Origin of the sequence: Amycolatopsis sp. CA-161197, assembly GCF_050942255.1 — a bacterium.
In the GTDB taxonomy this organism is placed as follows: domain Bacteria; phylum Actinomycetota; class Actinomycetes; order Mycobacteriales; family Pseudonocardiaceae; genus Amycolatopsis.
On record NZ_CP192059.1, the window covers coordinates 9,538,159 to 9,552,963 of the forward strand.

The 14,805-nt window shown below is 69.3% G+C and carries 15 protein-coding genes and 1 pseudogene; 7 read left to right on the forward strand and 9 right to left on the reverse strand.

Features of this window, described 5'->3' with window-relative positions:
- Positions 1-31: 31 nt before the first annotated feature.
- From ACQPXB_RS45275 to ACQPXB_RS45290, 4 genes and pseudogenes are all read left to right on the forward strand, one after another.
- The gene (locus ACQPXB_RS45275) at positions 32-508 is read left to right on the forward strand and encodes a hypothetical protein (protein WP_432848146.1); all 477 of its coding nucleotides are present in this window, start codon (positions 32-34) and stop codon (positions 506-508) included.
- On the forward strand, positions 508-1,971 hold the full coding sequence (locus ACQPXB_RS45280; protein WP_432848148.1) for a hypothetical protein: 1,464 nt from the start codon (positions 508-510) through the stop codon (positions 1,969-1,971). The genes ACQPXB_RS45275 and ACQPXB_RS45280 overlap by 1 nt, the downstream gene beginning before the upstream one ends.
- Before the next feature lie 550 nt (positions 1,972-2,521).
- Positions 2,522-3,282, forward strand: a pseudogene (locus ACQPXB_RS45285) (PhzF family phenazine biosynthesis protein).
- On the forward strand, positions 3,282-3,656 hold the full coding sequence (locus tag ACQPXB_RS45290; RefSeq protein WP_364049602.1) for a YccF domain-containing protein: 375 nt from the start codon (positions 3,282-3,284) through the stop codon (positions 3,654-3,656). The pseudogene ACQPXB_RS45285 and the gene ACQPXB_RS45290 overlap by 1 nt, the downstream one beginning before the upstream one ends.
- Here the strand turns inward: ACQPXB_RS45290 and ACQPXB_RS45295 are convergent.
- From ACQPXB_RS45295 to ACQPXB_RS45320, 6 genes are all read right to left on the reverse strand, one after another.
- On the reverse strand, positions 3,653-4,447 hold the full coding sequence (locus ACQPXB_RS45295; RefSeq protein ID WP_366582500.1) for a metallophosphoesterase family protein: 795 nt from the start codon (positions 4,445-4,447) through the stop codon (positions 3,653-3,655). The genes ACQPXB_RS45290 and ACQPXB_RS45295 overlap by 4 nt on opposite strands.
- 37 nt (positions 4,448-4,484) lie before the next feature.
- On the reverse strand, positions 4,485-5,279 hold the full coding sequence (locus tag ACQPXB_RS45300) for an HAD-IIA family hydrolase (protein WP_366582499.1): 795 nt from the start codon (positions 5,277-5,279) through the stop codon (positions 4,485-4,487).
- A 108-nt stretch (positions 5,280-5,387) separates the two neighbouring features.
- On the reverse strand, positions 5,388-6,464 hold the full coding sequence (locus ACQPXB_RS45305) for a sulfate/molybdate ABC transporter ATP-binding protein (RefSeq protein WP_366582498.1): 1,077 nt from the start codon (positions 6,462-6,464) through the stop codon (positions 5,388-5,390).
- Positions 6,461-7,219, reverse strand: coding sequence for an ABC transporter permease (locus ACQPXB_RS45310; protein WP_432857104.1), 759 nt, complete (start codon positions 7,217-7,219; stop codon positions 6,461-6,463). Before ACQPXB_RS45310 ends, ACQPXB_RS45305 begins: the two co-directional genes overlap by 4 nt.
- A gap of 64 nt (positions 7,220-7,283) precedes the next feature.
- A complete protein-coding gene (gene modA / locus ACQPXB_RS45315) occupies positions 7,284-8,090 on the reverse strand; it encodes a molybdate ABC transporter substrate-binding protein (RefSeq protein ID WP_432848151.1) in 807 nt (268 codons plus the stop codon).
- Complete coding sequence (locus ACQPXB_RS45320; protein ID WP_220244619.1) at positions 8,087-8,491, reverse strand: TOBE domain-containing protein; 405 nt, start codon at positions 8,489-8,491, stop codon at positions 8,087-8,089. Before ACQPXB_RS45320 ends, modA begins: the two co-directional genes overlap by 4 nt.
- A gap of 449 nt (positions 8,492-8,940) precedes the next feature.
- Here ACQPXB_RS45320 and moaA point away from each other — a divergent pair, with 449 nt between their 5' ends.
- The 3 genes from moaA to ACQPXB_RS45335 all read left to right on the forward strand — a co-directional run bounded on the left by moaA (position 8,941) and on the right by ACQPXB_RS45335 (position 11,607).
- A complete protein-coding gene (gene moaA / locus ACQPXB_RS45325) occupies positions 8,941-10,014 on the forward strand; it encodes a GTP 3',8-cyclase MoaA (protein WP_366582496.1) in 1,074 nt (357 codons plus the stop codon).
- Between the two features lie 25 nt (positions 10,015-10,039).
- Positions 10,040-10,291, forward strand: a complete 252-nt coding sequence (locus ACQPXB_RS45330) for a MoaD/ThiS family protein (RefSeq protein ID WP_220244621.1) — start codon at positions 10,040-10,042, stop codon at positions 10,289-10,291.
- A 668-nt stretch (positions 10,292-10,959) separates the two neighbouring features.
- Complete coding sequence (locus tag ACQPXB_RS45335) at positions 10,960-11,607, forward strand: transglycosylase family protein (protein ID WP_366582495.1); 648 nt, start codon at positions 10,960-10,962, stop codon at positions 11,605-11,607.
- 141 nt (positions 11,608-11,748) lie between these two features.
- Here ACQPXB_RS45335 and ACQPXB_RS45340 read toward each other — a convergent pair whose 3' ends face one another.
- The 3 genes from ACQPXB_RS45340 to ACQPXB_RS45350 form a co-directional block, all read right to left on the reverse strand.
- Positions 11,749-12,780, reverse strand: coding sequence for a molybdenum cofactor biosynthesis protein MoaE (locus ACQPXB_RS45340; protein ID WP_366582494.1), 1,032 nt, complete (start codon positions 12,778-12,780; stop codon positions 11,749-11,751).
- Positions 12,777-13,250, reverse strand: a complete 474-nt coding sequence (gene moaC, locus ACQPXB_RS45345; protein WP_366582493.1) for a cyclic pyranopterin monophosphate synthase MoaC — start codon at positions 13,248-13,250, stop codon at positions 12,777-12,779. Before moaC ends, ACQPXB_RS45340 begins: the two co-directional genes overlap by 4 nt.
- A 90-nt stretch (positions 13,251-13,340) precedes the next feature.
- Complete coding sequence (locus ACQPXB_RS45350; RefSeq protein WP_285972095.1) at positions 13,341-14,738, reverse strand: NAD-dependent malic enzyme; 1,398 nt, start codon at positions 14,736-14,738, stop codon at positions 13,341-13,343.
- Positions 14,739-14,805: the final 67 nt, after the last annotated feature.

The window sequence follows — 14,805 nt, forward strand, 5'->3', positions numbered from 1 at the left end:
CACGTAGCGTGTCGAGGAGGGTGGTATAGGGATGTCAGGTGCGTCCAAGTTCGGCGGTGGTCCGCCTACGTCGACCGAGGCCGGACAGGGCAGCGTTCCAAACCTCATGGTCGACCCCCTCGACACCGAAGGCGCACATCGCCTCAGCCAAAATGCGCAGAAATTCAAAGCACTCGCCGAAGGGGGCGGCTTCGCGGTCAACGAGGCCGGATTTCAAGCCTACAACAAAGTGTGCGACGATTTTATGCACGGCTACCAGGAGATAGGACGAGAATTTTATCAGCTCCTATCTCGCGCCAAAATGGGCGCCAGCGATTACGCATACAAGGTTGCCGACTTCAACATCAAGGTTGCCGCCGGTGACGTAAATTCTTTGATACCCAATCTCCAGATGCTCATGGAGAGCATCAAGCAAGTCCAAGATGCCTTGAAGATCGCGCGTGACAACTACAACGCGGCTGACAGCGAGCACGCCCAGACCTTCTCCGGGTTCGGTAAGGCGGACTGATGAGCGAGCGCGCAGAACACCGCGAATACGAAGCTGACTACTACAGCCAAACTCACTCGGACCTGTCGAGAAAGGCCGCACCCGGACGCTTCGGCGCCGAGGACCAGCAGAATATCCGCGACTCGGTCGATCAGCACACCGGCCAGGCCGCGTCGAACTATTCGGTTACCCAGGGTGATCACCTCCTGCAGGGGCAGGCCACTCGCAGCGACGCCCCCACTCCCGACGCGAATTACGCGGCCCACGATCACCAAGCGCTTTACGACATGGTCCACACGAACATGGACCCTCGCGAGCTCGACGCCCGCGGGCGGGTCGCCAATAAGCTCGGCAACTGGCTGGCCGATGTGTCCAACTCGATCAACGACGCGGCCAATTCGAGCCAGATCGAGTGGCAAGGCGCGGGCGCGTCGCAGGCGCACAACTTCTTCCAGAACACCGCGACGTATGCGGCGAACACCGCCAACGCTGCCCAACTGAGTTCCAACCGCTATTCGCAGCAGGCCGCGGCGGCCGGGCATGCGCAGACGAACATGCCGGAGCCCGTCAAGTTCGACCAGCAGGCCGAGATGGCCAAGGCTACGCAGCAGCTGAGTGTCGCGAATCCTGCGGCCGCCGCGCAGACGATGCGAGACATCGGCGCCAAGCAACAGCAGGCGGACGCCGCGCACCAGCAGGCAGTGCAGGTGATGCAGGGGCTCGACAACACGTACCACGAAACGTCCACGACCCAGCCCCAGTTCGCACCCCCGCCGCCGATCGGAGGCGGGGACGACAGCACTCACGCGAGCAGCGCCGGACCCGGTGCCGGTCTCGGCCACTCGGGCGCTCTCAGCGGTGGCGGCAACTTCGGCTCACCCGGCGGCGGAGTCCCCGGCGGAGGAGCTCCTGGTGGTGCGGGTGGGCCCGCAGGCTTCAGCGGCAACGCGTACACACCACCCGGTGCGGGATCCAGCACCGGCGCTGGGTCGTTCGGCGGGCCCGGAAATACGGGTGGTGGGTTCCGGCCACCCGCTGGTGGCGGTGGCTTCGGGCGGCTGGCCCCAGATGCGTTGGCGTTCGGTGGTGGCGGCCCAGGCGGCGCCGGTGGTGCTGGCGAGGAGACGCTGCGCGGCGGGCGGGCTGGCGGTGGGACCGGGAGGCCCGGCGGCGGGTTCGCGGGGAGCCGCGTGTCCGGTGGTGGAGCGACGGGGAAGCCCGGCGAGGGCGAAGGCCCCGGGTCGGGCAAGGGTGCCGGCGAGCGGCTGGAGCGCGGGGCGACCGCGGCGGCCAACGCGGGCAAAGCCGGGAAGGCCGGAGCAGGCGGAGCGGCCGGCGCCGCGGGGGCCGGCAAGAAGAAGGAAGAAGACAAGGAGCACAAGAACAAGCTCCCCAACCAGGAAGACCCCGACGAGGTGTTCGAGGTTCGCCCCGAGCGCGGGCCCGACGGGGAGAAGATCACGCCCCCGGTCATCGGCGGCTGAGTAGAGGCTGACGGAGCGCGGCGCCATCTTCTGGGTGGCGCCGTGTTGCGCGGCGCCATCCGGTAGCGCGCGCCGTGCTGTGCAATGCCAACCGGGGGGGGGGGCAGCGCGTTGCGCCGGCGCCATCCGGTGGGTGGCGCCGTGGCGCGCGGTGCCGCCTGGGAGGACGCCGTGGTGCGCGGCGCCAACCGGGAGGGCGCCGTGCTGCGCAGTGCCGCCCGGGGGGCGTCGTGTTGCGCGGGCGGCATCCGGTCGGTGGCGCCGTGTTGCGGTTCTAGGCGAAGGCAGACGCGACGCGTCGAGCGCGCCGCATACTGGGGATCGAGCACGCGTTTCCGGGCGAAGGCAGAGGCGAAGCCTTGAGCGGGCCGCCCCCGGGGCTCGGGTGAAAGAGCCAGCAGCCAGAGTCCAAGCCGAACAGCAGCACAAAGGCCCAGATTTCACGCGAGCCACTACAGCCAAGCCAAACCAAGTCGACAAAGCGACACCCCACAAAACCCAGGGTAATTCCCTGACACCCCCACCCACCGACGCCGGTACCGTCAAGCCCATGCGGTTCTACGTTGTGGATGCGTTCACGGGGGAGGCGTTCGCCGGGAATCCGGCCGGGGTGGTGGTGCTGGAGGGGCCCGCGGAGGCTGGGTGGATGCAGCGGGTGGCGGCCGAGATCGGGCTTTCGGAGACCGCGTTCGTCGAGGAAACGTCCGGGGCCACGGGGCTCAGGTGGTTCACGCCGGCGACCGAGGTGGATCTGTGCGGCCACGCGACCATCGCGGCGACCCAGGTGCTCGGGGGACGCAGACCTTCGAGACCCGCAGCGGCCTGCTGCGGTGCACCAAGCACGACGACGGCTGGATCGAGATGGACTTCCCCGTCGATGAGCCGCGGGAAACCCACGAGGACGTCAGTCGCATCCTCGCCGACGACGACCTGAAGCCGCTCTACGTTGGGCGGGCCAAGGAGAACCTGTTCGTCGAGCTCGAGACGCCGGAGCTGGTCGCCCGGGCCGCGCCGGATCTCGTGCGGCTCAAGGACACCTGGACCGGCCGGATGGTCATCACCGCACAAGGCGGCGACACCGACTTCGTGAGCCGGTTCTTCGGACCCGGCGTCGGCGTGGACGAGGACCCCGTCACGGGATCCGCCCACTGCGCCCTCGCGCCGTACTGGGCTGCCAAGCTGGGCAGGAAACAGCTGCAAGGACACCAGATCTCGCAACGGGGCGGCGTCGTCCGAACAGAACTCGACAACGACCGCGTCCGCATCAGTGGGCAGGCGGTCACCGTGGTGAGTGGGGAGCTGCACGTCTGATGCGCCTGCTGCTGAACATCATCTGGCTCGTGCTCTGCGGATTCTGGATGGCCGTGGGTTACGTCCTCGCGGGCATCGTGTGCTGCATCCTGATCATCACCATCCCGTTCGGGCTGGCTTCGTTCCGGATCGCGAACTACGCGTTGTGGCCGTTCGGCCGGACGGTGGTCGATCGGCGCGACGCGGGCGTCGGGTCGGTGCTGGGCAACATCATCTGGTTCATCTTCGCCGGGCTGTGGCTGGCGATCGGCCACGTGGTCACCGGCATCGCGCTGTGCATCACGATCATCGGGATCCCGTTGGGGATCGCGAACTTCAAGCTGATCCCCGTGTCGCTCATGCCGCTGGGCAAGGAGATCGTCGACGCCCCCTAAGACTCGGGCGTGAACGGCAGCGGCACCACGAGGCACGGGCCGCCCACGAACAAGCCGCCGTCGATGCCCAGGGCCTTGCCGCCGGCGTACAGGTACGGCCCCTCGATCTGCGCCGGGTGAATGCCCAGCTGGTCGGCGATCACGCTGTGGCCGTGGACGATCCGCGAACCGCCCAGTGCCTCCATCAACGCGTCCGCGTTCTCCTCGCCCGCCGGGCCGCGGAAGGCGTAGCGCGTGGTCATCCGGCGCCAGACGTCCCACCACGCCTCGATGTCGCTGCCGGTCAGGATTTCCCCCACCGACGCGTTGATCGAGGCGATGTCCGAGCCCCAGTCGAGGTACTCCAGCGTGTCCGAGTGCATCAGCAGGTGGTCGTCCACCAGCGCCACCAGCGGACGCGCCGAAAGCCACTCGATGTGTTCCGGCGTCAGGCGGTCCTGATCGGACAGCAGGCCACCGTTGATCTCCCAGCTGCGGGCGAAGCTGCGCGGCCCGAAGTCCGACGGCACCTGGCGGTCGCCGAAGTGGTACATCCCCAGGAGCAGGATCTCGTGGTTGCCCAGCAGCATCTCCACGGAGCCGCCCGCCTCCGGCGCCTGTTCCTGCAGTGAACGCACGAAGTCGATCACCCCGACGCCGTCGGGACCGCGGTCCACGAAGTCACCGAGGAACCACAGCTGGTCTTCGGCGCCGCTCCACTTGCCGTCGCTGTCGACCAGTCCCTCGGCGCGCAGAGCGTCGGCCAGGGCGTCGCGGTGCCCGTGGACGTCGCCCACCACATACACGCTCATCGTTCGACGATAGGCCCTGCTCCGGCGCGCACGCCGGTCAGCCTTCGCCGAACGGGTCCAGGGTTCGCCCGATCAGGTCGGCGACCGAGTCGATCACCTTCGTCGGCCGGTACGGATAGCGTTCGGCCGACTCCGGAGTGGAAATCCCGCTGAGCACGAGCACCGTCTGCAGCCCCGCTTCGAGGCCCGCGTGGATGTCGGTGTCCATGCGGTCGCCGATCATCAGCGTCGACTCCGAGTGCGCGCCCAAGCGCCGCAACGCCGAGCGCATCATCAGCGGGTTCGGCTTGCCCACGAAGTACGGCGAACGCCCGGTCGCGCGCTCGATCAGCGCCGCGACGGACCCCGTGGCCGGCAGCGAACCCTCCATGCTGGGACCGGTCGCGTCCGGGTTGGTGGCGATGAACTTCGCGCCGCGCTCGATCAGGCGGATCGCGTTGGTGATGGAACTGAAGCTGTACGTGCGGGTCTCGCCCAGCACCACGTAGTCCGGGTCGCGCTCGGTCAGCACGTAGCCGACCTCGTGCAACGCCGTGGTCAGCCCGGCCTCGCCGATCACGAACGCCGTACCGCCCGGGCGCTGCGAGTCGAGGAACTGCGCGGTGGCCAGCGCGGACGTCCAGATCGACTCCTCGGGGACGTCGAGCCCGGTGCGCAGCAGCCGCGCCCGCAGGTCGCGCGGGGTGTAGATGGAGTTGTTCGTGAGCACCAGGAAGCCGATGCCGTTGTCCCGCAGCTCGCCGAGGAACTCGTCCGCGCGCGGCACGAGGTGCTCCTCGCGAACCAGGACGCCGTCCATGTCGCTCAGGTACGTCCAGCGGCCTTCTGTCACCCTCGCCGTCCTCTGTTGTGCGGTACTTGATCGAAACAGGCGCACCGTACCACGGCATCCCGGCACAGTGCGCCCGAAACGGGGGGTTTCCGTTGGGGCACAACGCAGTCAGGAGTGTGCGGGATGTACCGCCACCGTCGCGGCCTTCACCGAGAGCGTCACGGCCGAACCCGGCTCCAGTTCCAGGTCGGCGACCGCCGCCGGCGTGAGGTCCGCGGTCAGGCCCTCGGCCCAGCCGCCACCGGTCACGCGCAGCCGGATCACGGGCCCGTGCGGCTCCAGCGCAGCGACCGTGGCCTCGGCAGTGTTGCGCGGGCTGCCGTGGTGCTCCCCGTCGTGCGGGTACACGGCCACCGCGCTGGGCTCGAACACCGCGACCGCCGCCTCGCCCACCACCGCGTCCTCGGACAGCAGCCCCGACACGAGGTCACCCGCCTTCGTCCGCAGCCCCTCGGCCTCCGCGACGCCCGCGACCAGGTTGAGCCCCGCGATCCGGGCGGTGAACGCCGTGCGCGGCGCGGCCAGCACCTCGCGCGTCGGCCCGCGTTCGACGATCCGGCCGCCCGACATCACGGCAACGTGGTCGGCCAGCGCGAGCGCGTCGAGCGGGTCGTGCGTGACCAGCACCGTCGTCGGGCCGGCGCGCAGCACCCGCCGCAGCAGGCCGCGGATCGCGGGTGCGGCGTCCACGTCGAGAGCGGCGAACGGTTCGTCGAGCAGCAGCAGCGACGGCGCCGAAGCCAGCGCCCGCGCGATCGCCACCCGCTGCTGCTGGCCGCCCGAGAGCTGGCCGGGCCGGCGGCGCGCGAACGCCGACGCGTCCACCTCCGCCAGCCACTTCTCCGCCGCTTCCCGCGACTTCGCCTTCCCCGCGCCGGCCGAGCGCGGCGCGAACGCGACATTGTCCAAAGCGGACAGATGCGGGAACAGCAGCGCGTCCTGCGACAGCAACCCGACCCCCCGTGCGTGGGGTGGCAGGTCCACCTTGTCCCCCGCCAGCACGCGGCCGGACAACGTGATGTCGGCCGACGTCACGGGCACGAGCCCGGCCAGGCCACCGAGCACAGTGGACTTTCCCGAGCCGTTCGGCCCGAGCAACGCCAGCACCGTTCCCTCGGGGACGGTGAACTCGACGTCGAGGGAGAACGTGCCGCGCGAGAGCGCGATCCGCGCCGAGAGCGTCACCGGAAACCACCTTCGAACGATCGCGGCCGCGCCACCGCGATGACCACGATCGCGACCACGATCAGCAGCAACGCGAGCGCCACCGCGCTGTCGACGTCCACTTCGGCCTGCGTGTAGACCTCCAGCGGCAGCGTCCTCGTGACGCCTTCGAGACTGCCGGCGAACGTGATCGTCGCGCCGAACTCCCCCAGCGCGCGGGCAAAGCTGAGCACCACGCCGGAGCCGAGCGCCGGCAGCAGCAACGGCAGCGTCACGCGGCGGAATACCGTCCACGGCCGCGCGCCGAGCGTGGCGGCCACCTGCTCGTAGCGGTCGCCGGAGCCGCGCAGCGCGCCTTCGAGGCTCACGACCAGGAACGGCATGGCCACGAACGTCTGCGCGATCACCACGGCCGTGGTCGTGAACGGGATCTGCTGCCCGGTCAGGGCGTTGACCAGGATGCCGAGAAAACCCTTGCGCCCCAGCAGGTACAGCAGGGCCAGGCCGCCGACCACGGGCGGCAGCACCAGCGGCAGCAGCACGATCGAGCGCAGCACGCGCACCCCGGGCACCCGCGAGCGGGCCAGCACCACGGCCAGCGGCACGCCGAGGATCACGCACGCCACCGTGGACAGCGCGGCCGTGATCAACGACAGCTTCAACGCGGCCAGCGACGACGCGGTGATCAGCAGGGACGGGAACCGCGTGACGTCCGAGCGCACGAGCAGCCCGATGACGGGCAGCACCACGAGCGCGAGCGCCACGACGGCGGGGATCCAGAGAACAAGGGGAACCCGCGAGTGCGGCGGCCGTTGCCCGGCCGCCGCACCGCGCTGCCCCTTACTGAGCCGGGCCAAACCCGATCTTGGTCAGCTCGGCCTTGCCCTGCGCACCGAGCACGAAGTCGTTGAACTCCTTGGCCAGAGCGGCCTGCGGAGCGTCCTTCACGACAGCGATCGGGTAGCTGTTGATCGCGCCGGAAGACTCCGGGAAGTCCACCTTGTCGACCTTGTCCGCGGCCGAGGTCGCGTCGGTGACGTAGACCAGGCCCGCGTCGGCGTCACCCGACTGCACCTTCGCCAGCACCTGCTTGACGTCGGTCTCCTCGCTCGCCGGCTTCAGCGTGACGTGGGTGTTGTCCTCGACCTTCTTCGTCGCCGCGCCGCACGGCACCTGCTGCGCGCACACGACGACGGTCAGGCCCGCCTTGGTCAGGTCGGAGAAGGTCTTGATGCCCTTGGGGTTGCCCTTGGCCACGGCGATCGCCAGCTTGTTGGTGGCGAACACCGTCGGCTGACCGTCGATCACGCCGCCCTGCACGGCCTTGTCCATGTTGGCCTGGTCGGCGGAGGCGAACACGTCGGCCTTGGCCCCGTTGTCCAGTTTCTGCACGAGCGCCGACGAACCCTCGTAGTCGAACTTGACGGTGACACCCGGGTGCGCGGCCTCGAACTCCTTGCCGAGCTCGTTGAACGACTCGGTGAGCGACGCGGCGGCGAACACCGTCAGCGTGCCCGTCGCGCTCGAACCGGCGGGCGAGGGCACCGCCGGGCCGCCCGAGTTCGGGCTGGTGCTGGCCTGGTCGTTCGAGCTGCAAGCTCCGGCGAACAACGCGACCGCCGCTACGGCGATGGCGAGCTTCTTCATCTGTTTCCTTCCGGGGTCTCCACCACGACGGTGGTCGCCTTGACAACGGCCACCGCGAGCACACCCGGGCGCAACCCGAGCTCGCGGACGGCTTCTGAACTCATCAGTGACACCACTCGGTGCGCCCCGCACTGCAGCTCGACCTGGGCCATCACCTTGTCGGCGGTAACCTCGGTGACGAGTCCCACGAAGCGGTTGCGGGCGGAGCGGCCGACTGCCGACGGGTCCTCGGGACCGGCGGCCTGCGCGCGGGCGAACCCCGCCAGCTGGGCACCGTCGACGACCTTGCGACCGGCGGCGTCGTCGGTCGCGGTCAACTGACCACCGCGGACCCAGCGCCGGACGGTGTCGTCACTGACGCCGAGGAGCCGGGCGGCCTCGGACAACCGAAATTGCGGCATGGCCGGAAGATTATCGCCGCAGTTGAGGAAAAGCCATGTGAAACGTGAATTGTCGAGCACTTCGTTGCGCAACTCTTCGATTATTGCGTTCTGATAACGCTCGAAGTTTTCACCGGGCCCGTCAGGAGGGCCCCAGGAGCCGTCCGAGACCGTGGACACTCACCGTCGGCGGGGCGCGTGGATGACCCGCGTCACAGCCGGTGTGGACAGTCGCGGCGGCCGCGTAATCCACGTCACCACCAGGAGTTCTGCCCGGTGTCCCGCGAGGTCGGAGGCGGTGCGGTCGATTCCGGACAGTCCTCGCGCAGCCGGCGCGCGAGCCGTCCGCCGGCTCCCGTGTGCGGGCCGTCACGGGCAGGTCACGACACGCCGCCGGAAGTCCGTTCCCCGGCGCGTCCCGGATAAGGACGAGGCGGCTTTTCCGACCTTCACGAGTTAAGCTGTGAGTAATGACGGCAGTACATCTCGGGTTTCCTCGCGTCCCCGGTACACGAGGTTCGTCCGGCGTGCCCTCGGCACCCCGCCCCGACCATCCGGGCTTGCTCGACCAGTTCGGCCGCGTGGCCACGGATCTGAGGGTCTCGCTCACGGACCGCTGCAACCTGCGCTGCACTTACTGCATGCCCGCCGAAGGCCTCGACTGGATGCCCGGCGAGCAGGTGCTCAGCGACGACGAGCTGGTGCGGCTCATGCGCATCGCCGTCGAGATGCTGGGTGTCACCGACATCCGCCTGACCGGTGGTGAGCCACTGCTGCGGCGGGGTCTCGAGGACATCGTGGCGCGCGTCACGGCACTGCAGCCGCGGCCGCGGGTTTCCATGACCACCAACGGGATCGGGCTCGCGAAACGGGCGAAGGGCCTCGTCGAGGCCGGCCTCGACCGGATCAACGTGTCGCTCGACACCGTGGACCGCGCCCTGTTCGAGCAGATCACCCGCCGCGACCGGCTCTCCCACGTGCTGGCGGGCCTCGCGGCCGCGCGCGACGCGGGGCTGGCGCCGGTGAAGGTCAACTCCGTGCTGATGCGCGGGCTCAACGAGCACGAGGCCGTGCCGCTGCTGCGGTTCTGCCTCGACGAGGGCTACCACCTGCGGTTCATCGAGCAGATGCCGCTCGACGCGCAGCACGGCTGGGACCGCGGCGAGATGATCACGGCCGAGGAGATCCTGCGGGTGCTGGGCGAGGAGTTCTCGCTGTCGCCGTTCCCGGCCGCCCGCGGCGGCGCGCCGGCCGAGCGGTGGCTGGTCGACGGCGGGCCCGGCGACGTGGGCGTGATCGCGTCCGTGACCAGGCCGTTCTGCGCCGCGTGCGAGCGCACCCGGCTCACGGCCGACGGCGCGGTGCGCTCCTGTCTCTTCTCCAACGACGAGACCGACCTGCGCGCCCTCGTGCGCGCGGGCGCGCGTGATGAAGAGGTGGCGGACGCGTGGCGGGCCACGATGTGGGGCAAGCTCGCGGGCCACGAGATCAACGAAGCCGGGTTCGCGCAGCCGATCCGGCCCATGAGTGCGATCGGCGGATGAGATGTCACCCCAGTCCCTCGAACCGATGACCGTGCTGGTCCGCTACTTCGCCTCCGCCCGCGCGGCGGCGGGAGTGGAAGAGGAGAAGCTGAAGCTTCCCGAGGGCTCGACCGTCGCGGACGCCGTTCGCCTGGTGCGCGAGCTGCATCCGGGACCGCTGCCGCGCATTCTCGACGCGGCGAGCTTCCTGCTGAACGAGGTTGCCGTCCGTAATCAGAATCGCGCCCTCAGTGACGGAGCGCAACTCGACGTGCTCCCGCCCTTCGCCGGCGGCTGACCCTCGCGAGACCCCGGCAGACCCGGCTCAGCGGCTCACTGGACCCCCGAACCCGCCTGTCCGGCCAGTTGGTCCGGACCAACCCGAGTGGCGCTCAAGGCGCCGTGAGCGGCCATTCTTGTCAATACCTACTCTCCGGAGTAGTTCGCTCACGGCGTATTCCAGGACTCCTACAGAACCACTCGGCGTGCACTGGCGGACTTCGCACTGAGTGGTTTAAGGTGCCCGACTCAATGGCCGCACGAATGGACCGTTGACGCCTTATCGACGTGATCCAAGCCTCACGATCCGTGAAATATCTCAGGCAGAAAACGGGCAGATAACGGCCCTCTGACCTGCGAAAACATGCCGATCGTGAGAGGTTGCTTGCTGTTACTGTGACGTAGGTCACATGCCGAATAATTTCCGATCACGGCTCTCGTTACGTACCGTCGCTTTTCGGTTGGCCCCGACCGACCGAGCAAGACCGGGAATCCGTAGCGCCTAGCCCTGTCCAGCGGATCCCCGGACCCATACCCCGAGCGAAAGCATTTCCGGACAGGGACGAGGGGACGAAGACCGCGCGTCGTGCGCTGTCCGCGTCTGCCGCCCGGCAACGGGCGGACGGGCTCCCAACCCGGCCCTCAGCCTTCGGGCTCGTAGGCGCAGGAAAACCGAGAAGTGTTCTCATGTCTTACCGAGGCAAGCACCGCAAGATGTCCGCCGCCACCCGCACCATCGCCCGCGTCGCTGTCGCGGGGATCGCGGTCGGCGCGCCCATCGCGATCGCCGCGACCCCCGCGTCGGCGACCAACTGGGACGCTGTCGCGCAGTGCGAAAGCAGCGGCAACTGGAACACCAACACCGGCAACGGCTACTACGGCGGCCTGCAGTTCACGCAGAGCACCTGGAAGGCCTACGGCGGCACCGGCAGCGCGGCGAACGCTTCCCGTGAGCAGCAGATCGCCGTGGCCGAGCGCGTTCTCGCGGGCCAGGGCGGCGGCGCGTGGCCGAACTGCTACGGCAAGGGTGCCGGCGGCTCGACCGCGGCGCACAAGTCGACGAAGTCGACCAAGTCGACTTCGAAGTCGACCGCCAAGAAGTCGACCTCGAAGAAGAGCACGAGCGCCCCCAAGAAGGTCGCCAGCACCCCGGTCACCAGCGTGCCGAGCTCGAACCCGAACGGTGACTACACCGTCGTGTCCGGCGACAGCCTGTCGAAGATCGCCAAGCAGCTCAACGTTCAGGGTGGCTTCCAGAAGCTGCAGGCCCTGAACAAGGCCTACATCCCGAACCCCGACCTGATCCTGGTCGGTCAGAAGATCGCCACCAAGTGACTCCTGACCTCCTCGTGAGGTCGTGAAAGTCCCTTCAGGGCGCAGCGTTCGGTTGGCTGTGATCCGACGAAAGGGCCCCACCGCGAATTCCCCCGGCGGTGGGGCCCTTCGTGGGGTCTGGCGAACGGCGGCCCCGGCGGATCAGGGTGAGTTGACCCATTCGTCGGAGCCGTCGGTGAAGTGCTGGTGCTTCCAGATCGGGAGCCGGGCCTTCACCTCGTCGACGAGGTCAGCGCAGGCCGCGAAAGCCTGGCCGCGGTGTTCGGCGGCGACCGCGCACGCCAGCGCCACGTCGCCGATGGCGAGCGGGCCGACGCGGTGGCTCACGGCCACGGCGCGAACGCCCGTCCAGCCCGCGGCGAGCTCGGTGACGACCTGCGCGAGCACTTCGCCCGCGGTGGGGTGGCCTTCGTAGATGAGGTCACGCACGCCCTTGCCACCGTCGTGGTCGCGCACCACCCCGCCGAAGGTGACGACGGCGCCGGCCGCGTCGTCCTCCACGAGACGGGCGTGCTCGTCGACGGACAGCGGCTGGTCGCTGACCTCCGCGCGGAGGATGCGAACCGGAGGTGTGCTCGGCGTCTTGGCTTCGAGCGGATCCGCCGGCAGCGAGTCCGCGGCGATCGCGTCGGCGACGGAGGCGGAGTTCTCCGTGGACTCCGCGGCTTGGTCGGCGTTGGCCTGGTCTTCCGCGGCGGGCCGCGGGTGGTCACCACCGGCGAGCTGGTCCACGGCGTGGTCCAGGATTCCCTCCAGCACGCCCAATCCGTCCTTCACTCCGCCGCGCGAGCCCGGCAGGTTGACGACGAGCGTGCGGCCGGCGACACCGGCGAGGCCACGCGACAAGACAGCCGTCGGCACGTGCGGCAGGCCCGCGGAGCGGATCGCGTCCGCGACGCCCGGAAGTTCGTAGTCCAGCACTCCGCGCGTGACGTCCGGAGTGCGGTCGGTCGGCGAAATGCCCGTGCCGCCGGTGGTCAGGACCACCGCGACGCCCTCGGAAACCGCCGCACGCAAGGCGATTCCCACCGGTTCGCCGTCTTCGACGACCACCGGGTCGGGCACCGCGTAACCGCGCCCGGCGAGCCACTCCACGAGCACCGGGCCGGTTTTGTCCTCGTAGACGCCCTTCGCGGCCCGGTTGGACGCCACGATCACCCGTGCCTCGCTCATGACTGCCGCTCCCACGTGCCGGTCTTGCCGCCGTCCTTGCGGATCAGGCGGACGTTGTCGAGCGTCGCGGCCGGATCCACGGCCTTGATCATGTCGTGCAGCGTGAGCCCCGCGACCGCGACGGCCGTGAGGGCCTCCATCTCGACGCCGGTGACATCGGTGGTCTTCGCCGTCGCGCTGATGTGGACGGCGGTGGAGTCCAGTTCGAACTCCACCTTCACGCCGGACAACGCGATCTGGTGACACAGCGGGATCAGTTCCGGCACGCGCTTGGCGCCCATGATGCCGGCGATCCGGGCCGTCGCCAGTGCGTCGCCCTTCGGCAACCCGTTGGCGGACAACAGATCCACCACCTCGGCGGTGGTGTGCACCGTGCCGCCGGCGAGCGCCGTGCGCGCGGTCGCCGTCTTGCCGGAGACGTCGACCATCCGCGCGGCGCCGGTTTCGTCGACGTGGCTGAGTTCACTCACCCCAGGAGGCTATGCCAGCGGTGTCCCGGCCGACAAAAAGGCCCCGTCACCGCGGTTGGCGATGGCGGGGCCTTCCGGCGTCTCAGGAACTCAGCCGGCCGTGGCCTCCGCGCGCACGGCCGCCTTCACGGCTTCGGCGACGGCCGGGGCCACCGCGTTGTCGAACACGCTCGGCACGATGAACGACGCGTTGAGCCGGCTCTGGTCCACCACGTCGGCGATCGCGTCGGCGGCGGCGAGCAGCATGTTGTCGTCGATGTTGTGCGCCGCGGCGTCGAGCAGGCCGCGGAAGACGCCGGGGAACGCCAGCACGTTGTTGATCTGGTTCGGGAAGTCGCTGCGACCGGTGGCGACCACGGCGGCGTGCTGCTGCGCCTCGAGCGGGTCGATCTCCGGGTCCGGGTTGGCCAGCGCGAAGACCACGGCGTCCTTGTTCATCGTCGCCACCTGGTCGGCGCCGAAGAGGTTCGGGGCCGAGACGCCGATGAAGACGTCGGCGTTCACGAGGGCCTCGTGCAGCGTGCCGGCCTGCTTGTCGCGGTTGGTGTGGTTCGCGATCCAGGTCAGGTTGTCGTCGAGGTTGCCGCGGTCCGGGTGGACGATGCCATCGATGTCGGCGGCCACGATGTCACCCGGGTTCTTGCGCAGGAGCAGCCGGATGATGGCCGAGCCGGCCGCGCCGACGCCGCTGACCACGATCTTGCAGTCCTCGATCTCCTTGCCGACCACGCGCAGCGCGTTGCGCAGGGCCGCGACGACGACGATCGCAGTGCCGTGCTGGTCGTCGTGGAACACCGGGATGTCGAGCTGCTCACGCAGGCGCGCCTCGATCTCGAAGCAGCGCGGCGCGGCGATGTCCTCGAGGTTGATGCCCGCGTAGACCGGCGCGATCGCCTTGACGATCTTGATGATCTCCTCGGTGTCCTGCGTGTCCAGGCACACCGGCCACGCGTCGACGCCCGCGAACTTCTTGAACAGCGCCGCCTTGCCCTCCATCACGGGCAGCGCGGCGGCCGGGCCGATGTTGCCGAGGCCGAGCACGGCCGAGCCGTCCGTGACCACGGCCACGGTGTTGCGCTTGATGGTCAGGCGGCGCGCGTCCTCGGGGTTCGCGGCGATGGCCTGGCACACCCGGGCGACACCCGGGGTGTACGCGCGGGAGAGGTCGTCACGGTTGCGGAGCGCAACCTTGGGCGTGACCTCGATCTTGCCGCCGAGGTGGATCAGGAACGTCCGGTCGGAGACCTTGCGGACCTTCACGCCGGGCAGCGAGTCGAGTGCCTGGGTGATGTCCTGGGCGTGGTTCTCCGACAGCGCGTTGGCGCTGATGTCGACCACGATCGTGTCGGCGTGCGACTCGACGACGTCGAACGCCGTGAGCACCCCGCCGACGCGGCCGACGGCGGTGGTGAGGTCACCGGCGGCCGTGGAGGAAGCCGGGGCCTCGACCCGGACGGTGATCGAATACCCGGGACCGGGAACCGGCATGGCACTAACTCCCCGCTGGGAAACCTGTGGCTAGGACGCTTCGAACACTAGCCCCGTGACCGCCGCC

Excerpts from the sequence above, each read along its gene's own strand:
- ACQPXB_RS45275 (WP_432848146.1), top strand. The coding sequence starts at position 32 with ATGTCAGGTGCGTCCAAGTTCGGCGGTGGTCCGCCTACGTCGACCGAG.
- ACQPXB_RS45280 (WP_432848148.1), top strand. The coding sequence starts at position 508 with ATGAGCGAGCGCGCAGAACACCGCGAATACGAAGCTGACTACTACAGC.
- ACQPXB_RS45290 (WP_364049602.1), top strand. The coding sequence starts at position 3,282 with ATGCGCCTGCTGCTGAACATCATCTGGCTCGTGCTCTGCGGATTCTGG.
- ACQPXB_RS45295 (WP_366582500.1), bottom strand. The coding sequence starts at position 4,447 with ATGAGCGTGTATGTGGTGGGCGACGTCCACGGGCACCGCGACGCCCTG.
- modA (WP_432848151.1), bottom strand. The coding sequence starts at position 8,090 with ATGAAGAAGCTCGCCATCGCCGTAGCGGCGGTCGCGTTGTTCGCCGGA.
- ACQPXB_RS45320 (WP_220244619.1), bottom strand. The coding sequence starts at position 8,491 with ATGCCGCAATTTCGGTTGTCCGAGGCCGCCCGGCTCCTCGGCGTCAGT.
- moaA (WP_366582496.1), top strand. The coding sequence starts at position 8,941 with ATGACGGCAGTACATCTCGGGTTTCCTCGCGTCCCCGGTACACGAGGT.
- ACQPXB_RS45330 (WP_220244621.1), top strand. The coding sequence starts at position 10,040 with ATGACCGTGCTGGTCCGCTACTTCGCCTCCGCCCGCGCGGCGGCGGGA.
- ACQPXB_RS45335 (WP_366582495.1), top strand. The coding sequence starts at position 10,960 with ATGTCTTACCGAGGCAAGCACCGCAAGATGTCCGCCGCCACCCGCACC.
- ACQPXB_RS45340 (WP_366582494.1), bottom strand. The coding sequence starts at position 12,780 with ATGAGCGAGGCACGGGTGATCGTGGCGTCCAACCGGGCCGCGAAGGGC.
- ACQPXB_RS45350 (WP_285972095.1), bottom strand. The coding sequence starts at position 14,738 with ATGCCGGTTCCCGGTCCCGGGTATTCGATCACCGTCCGGGTCGAGGCC.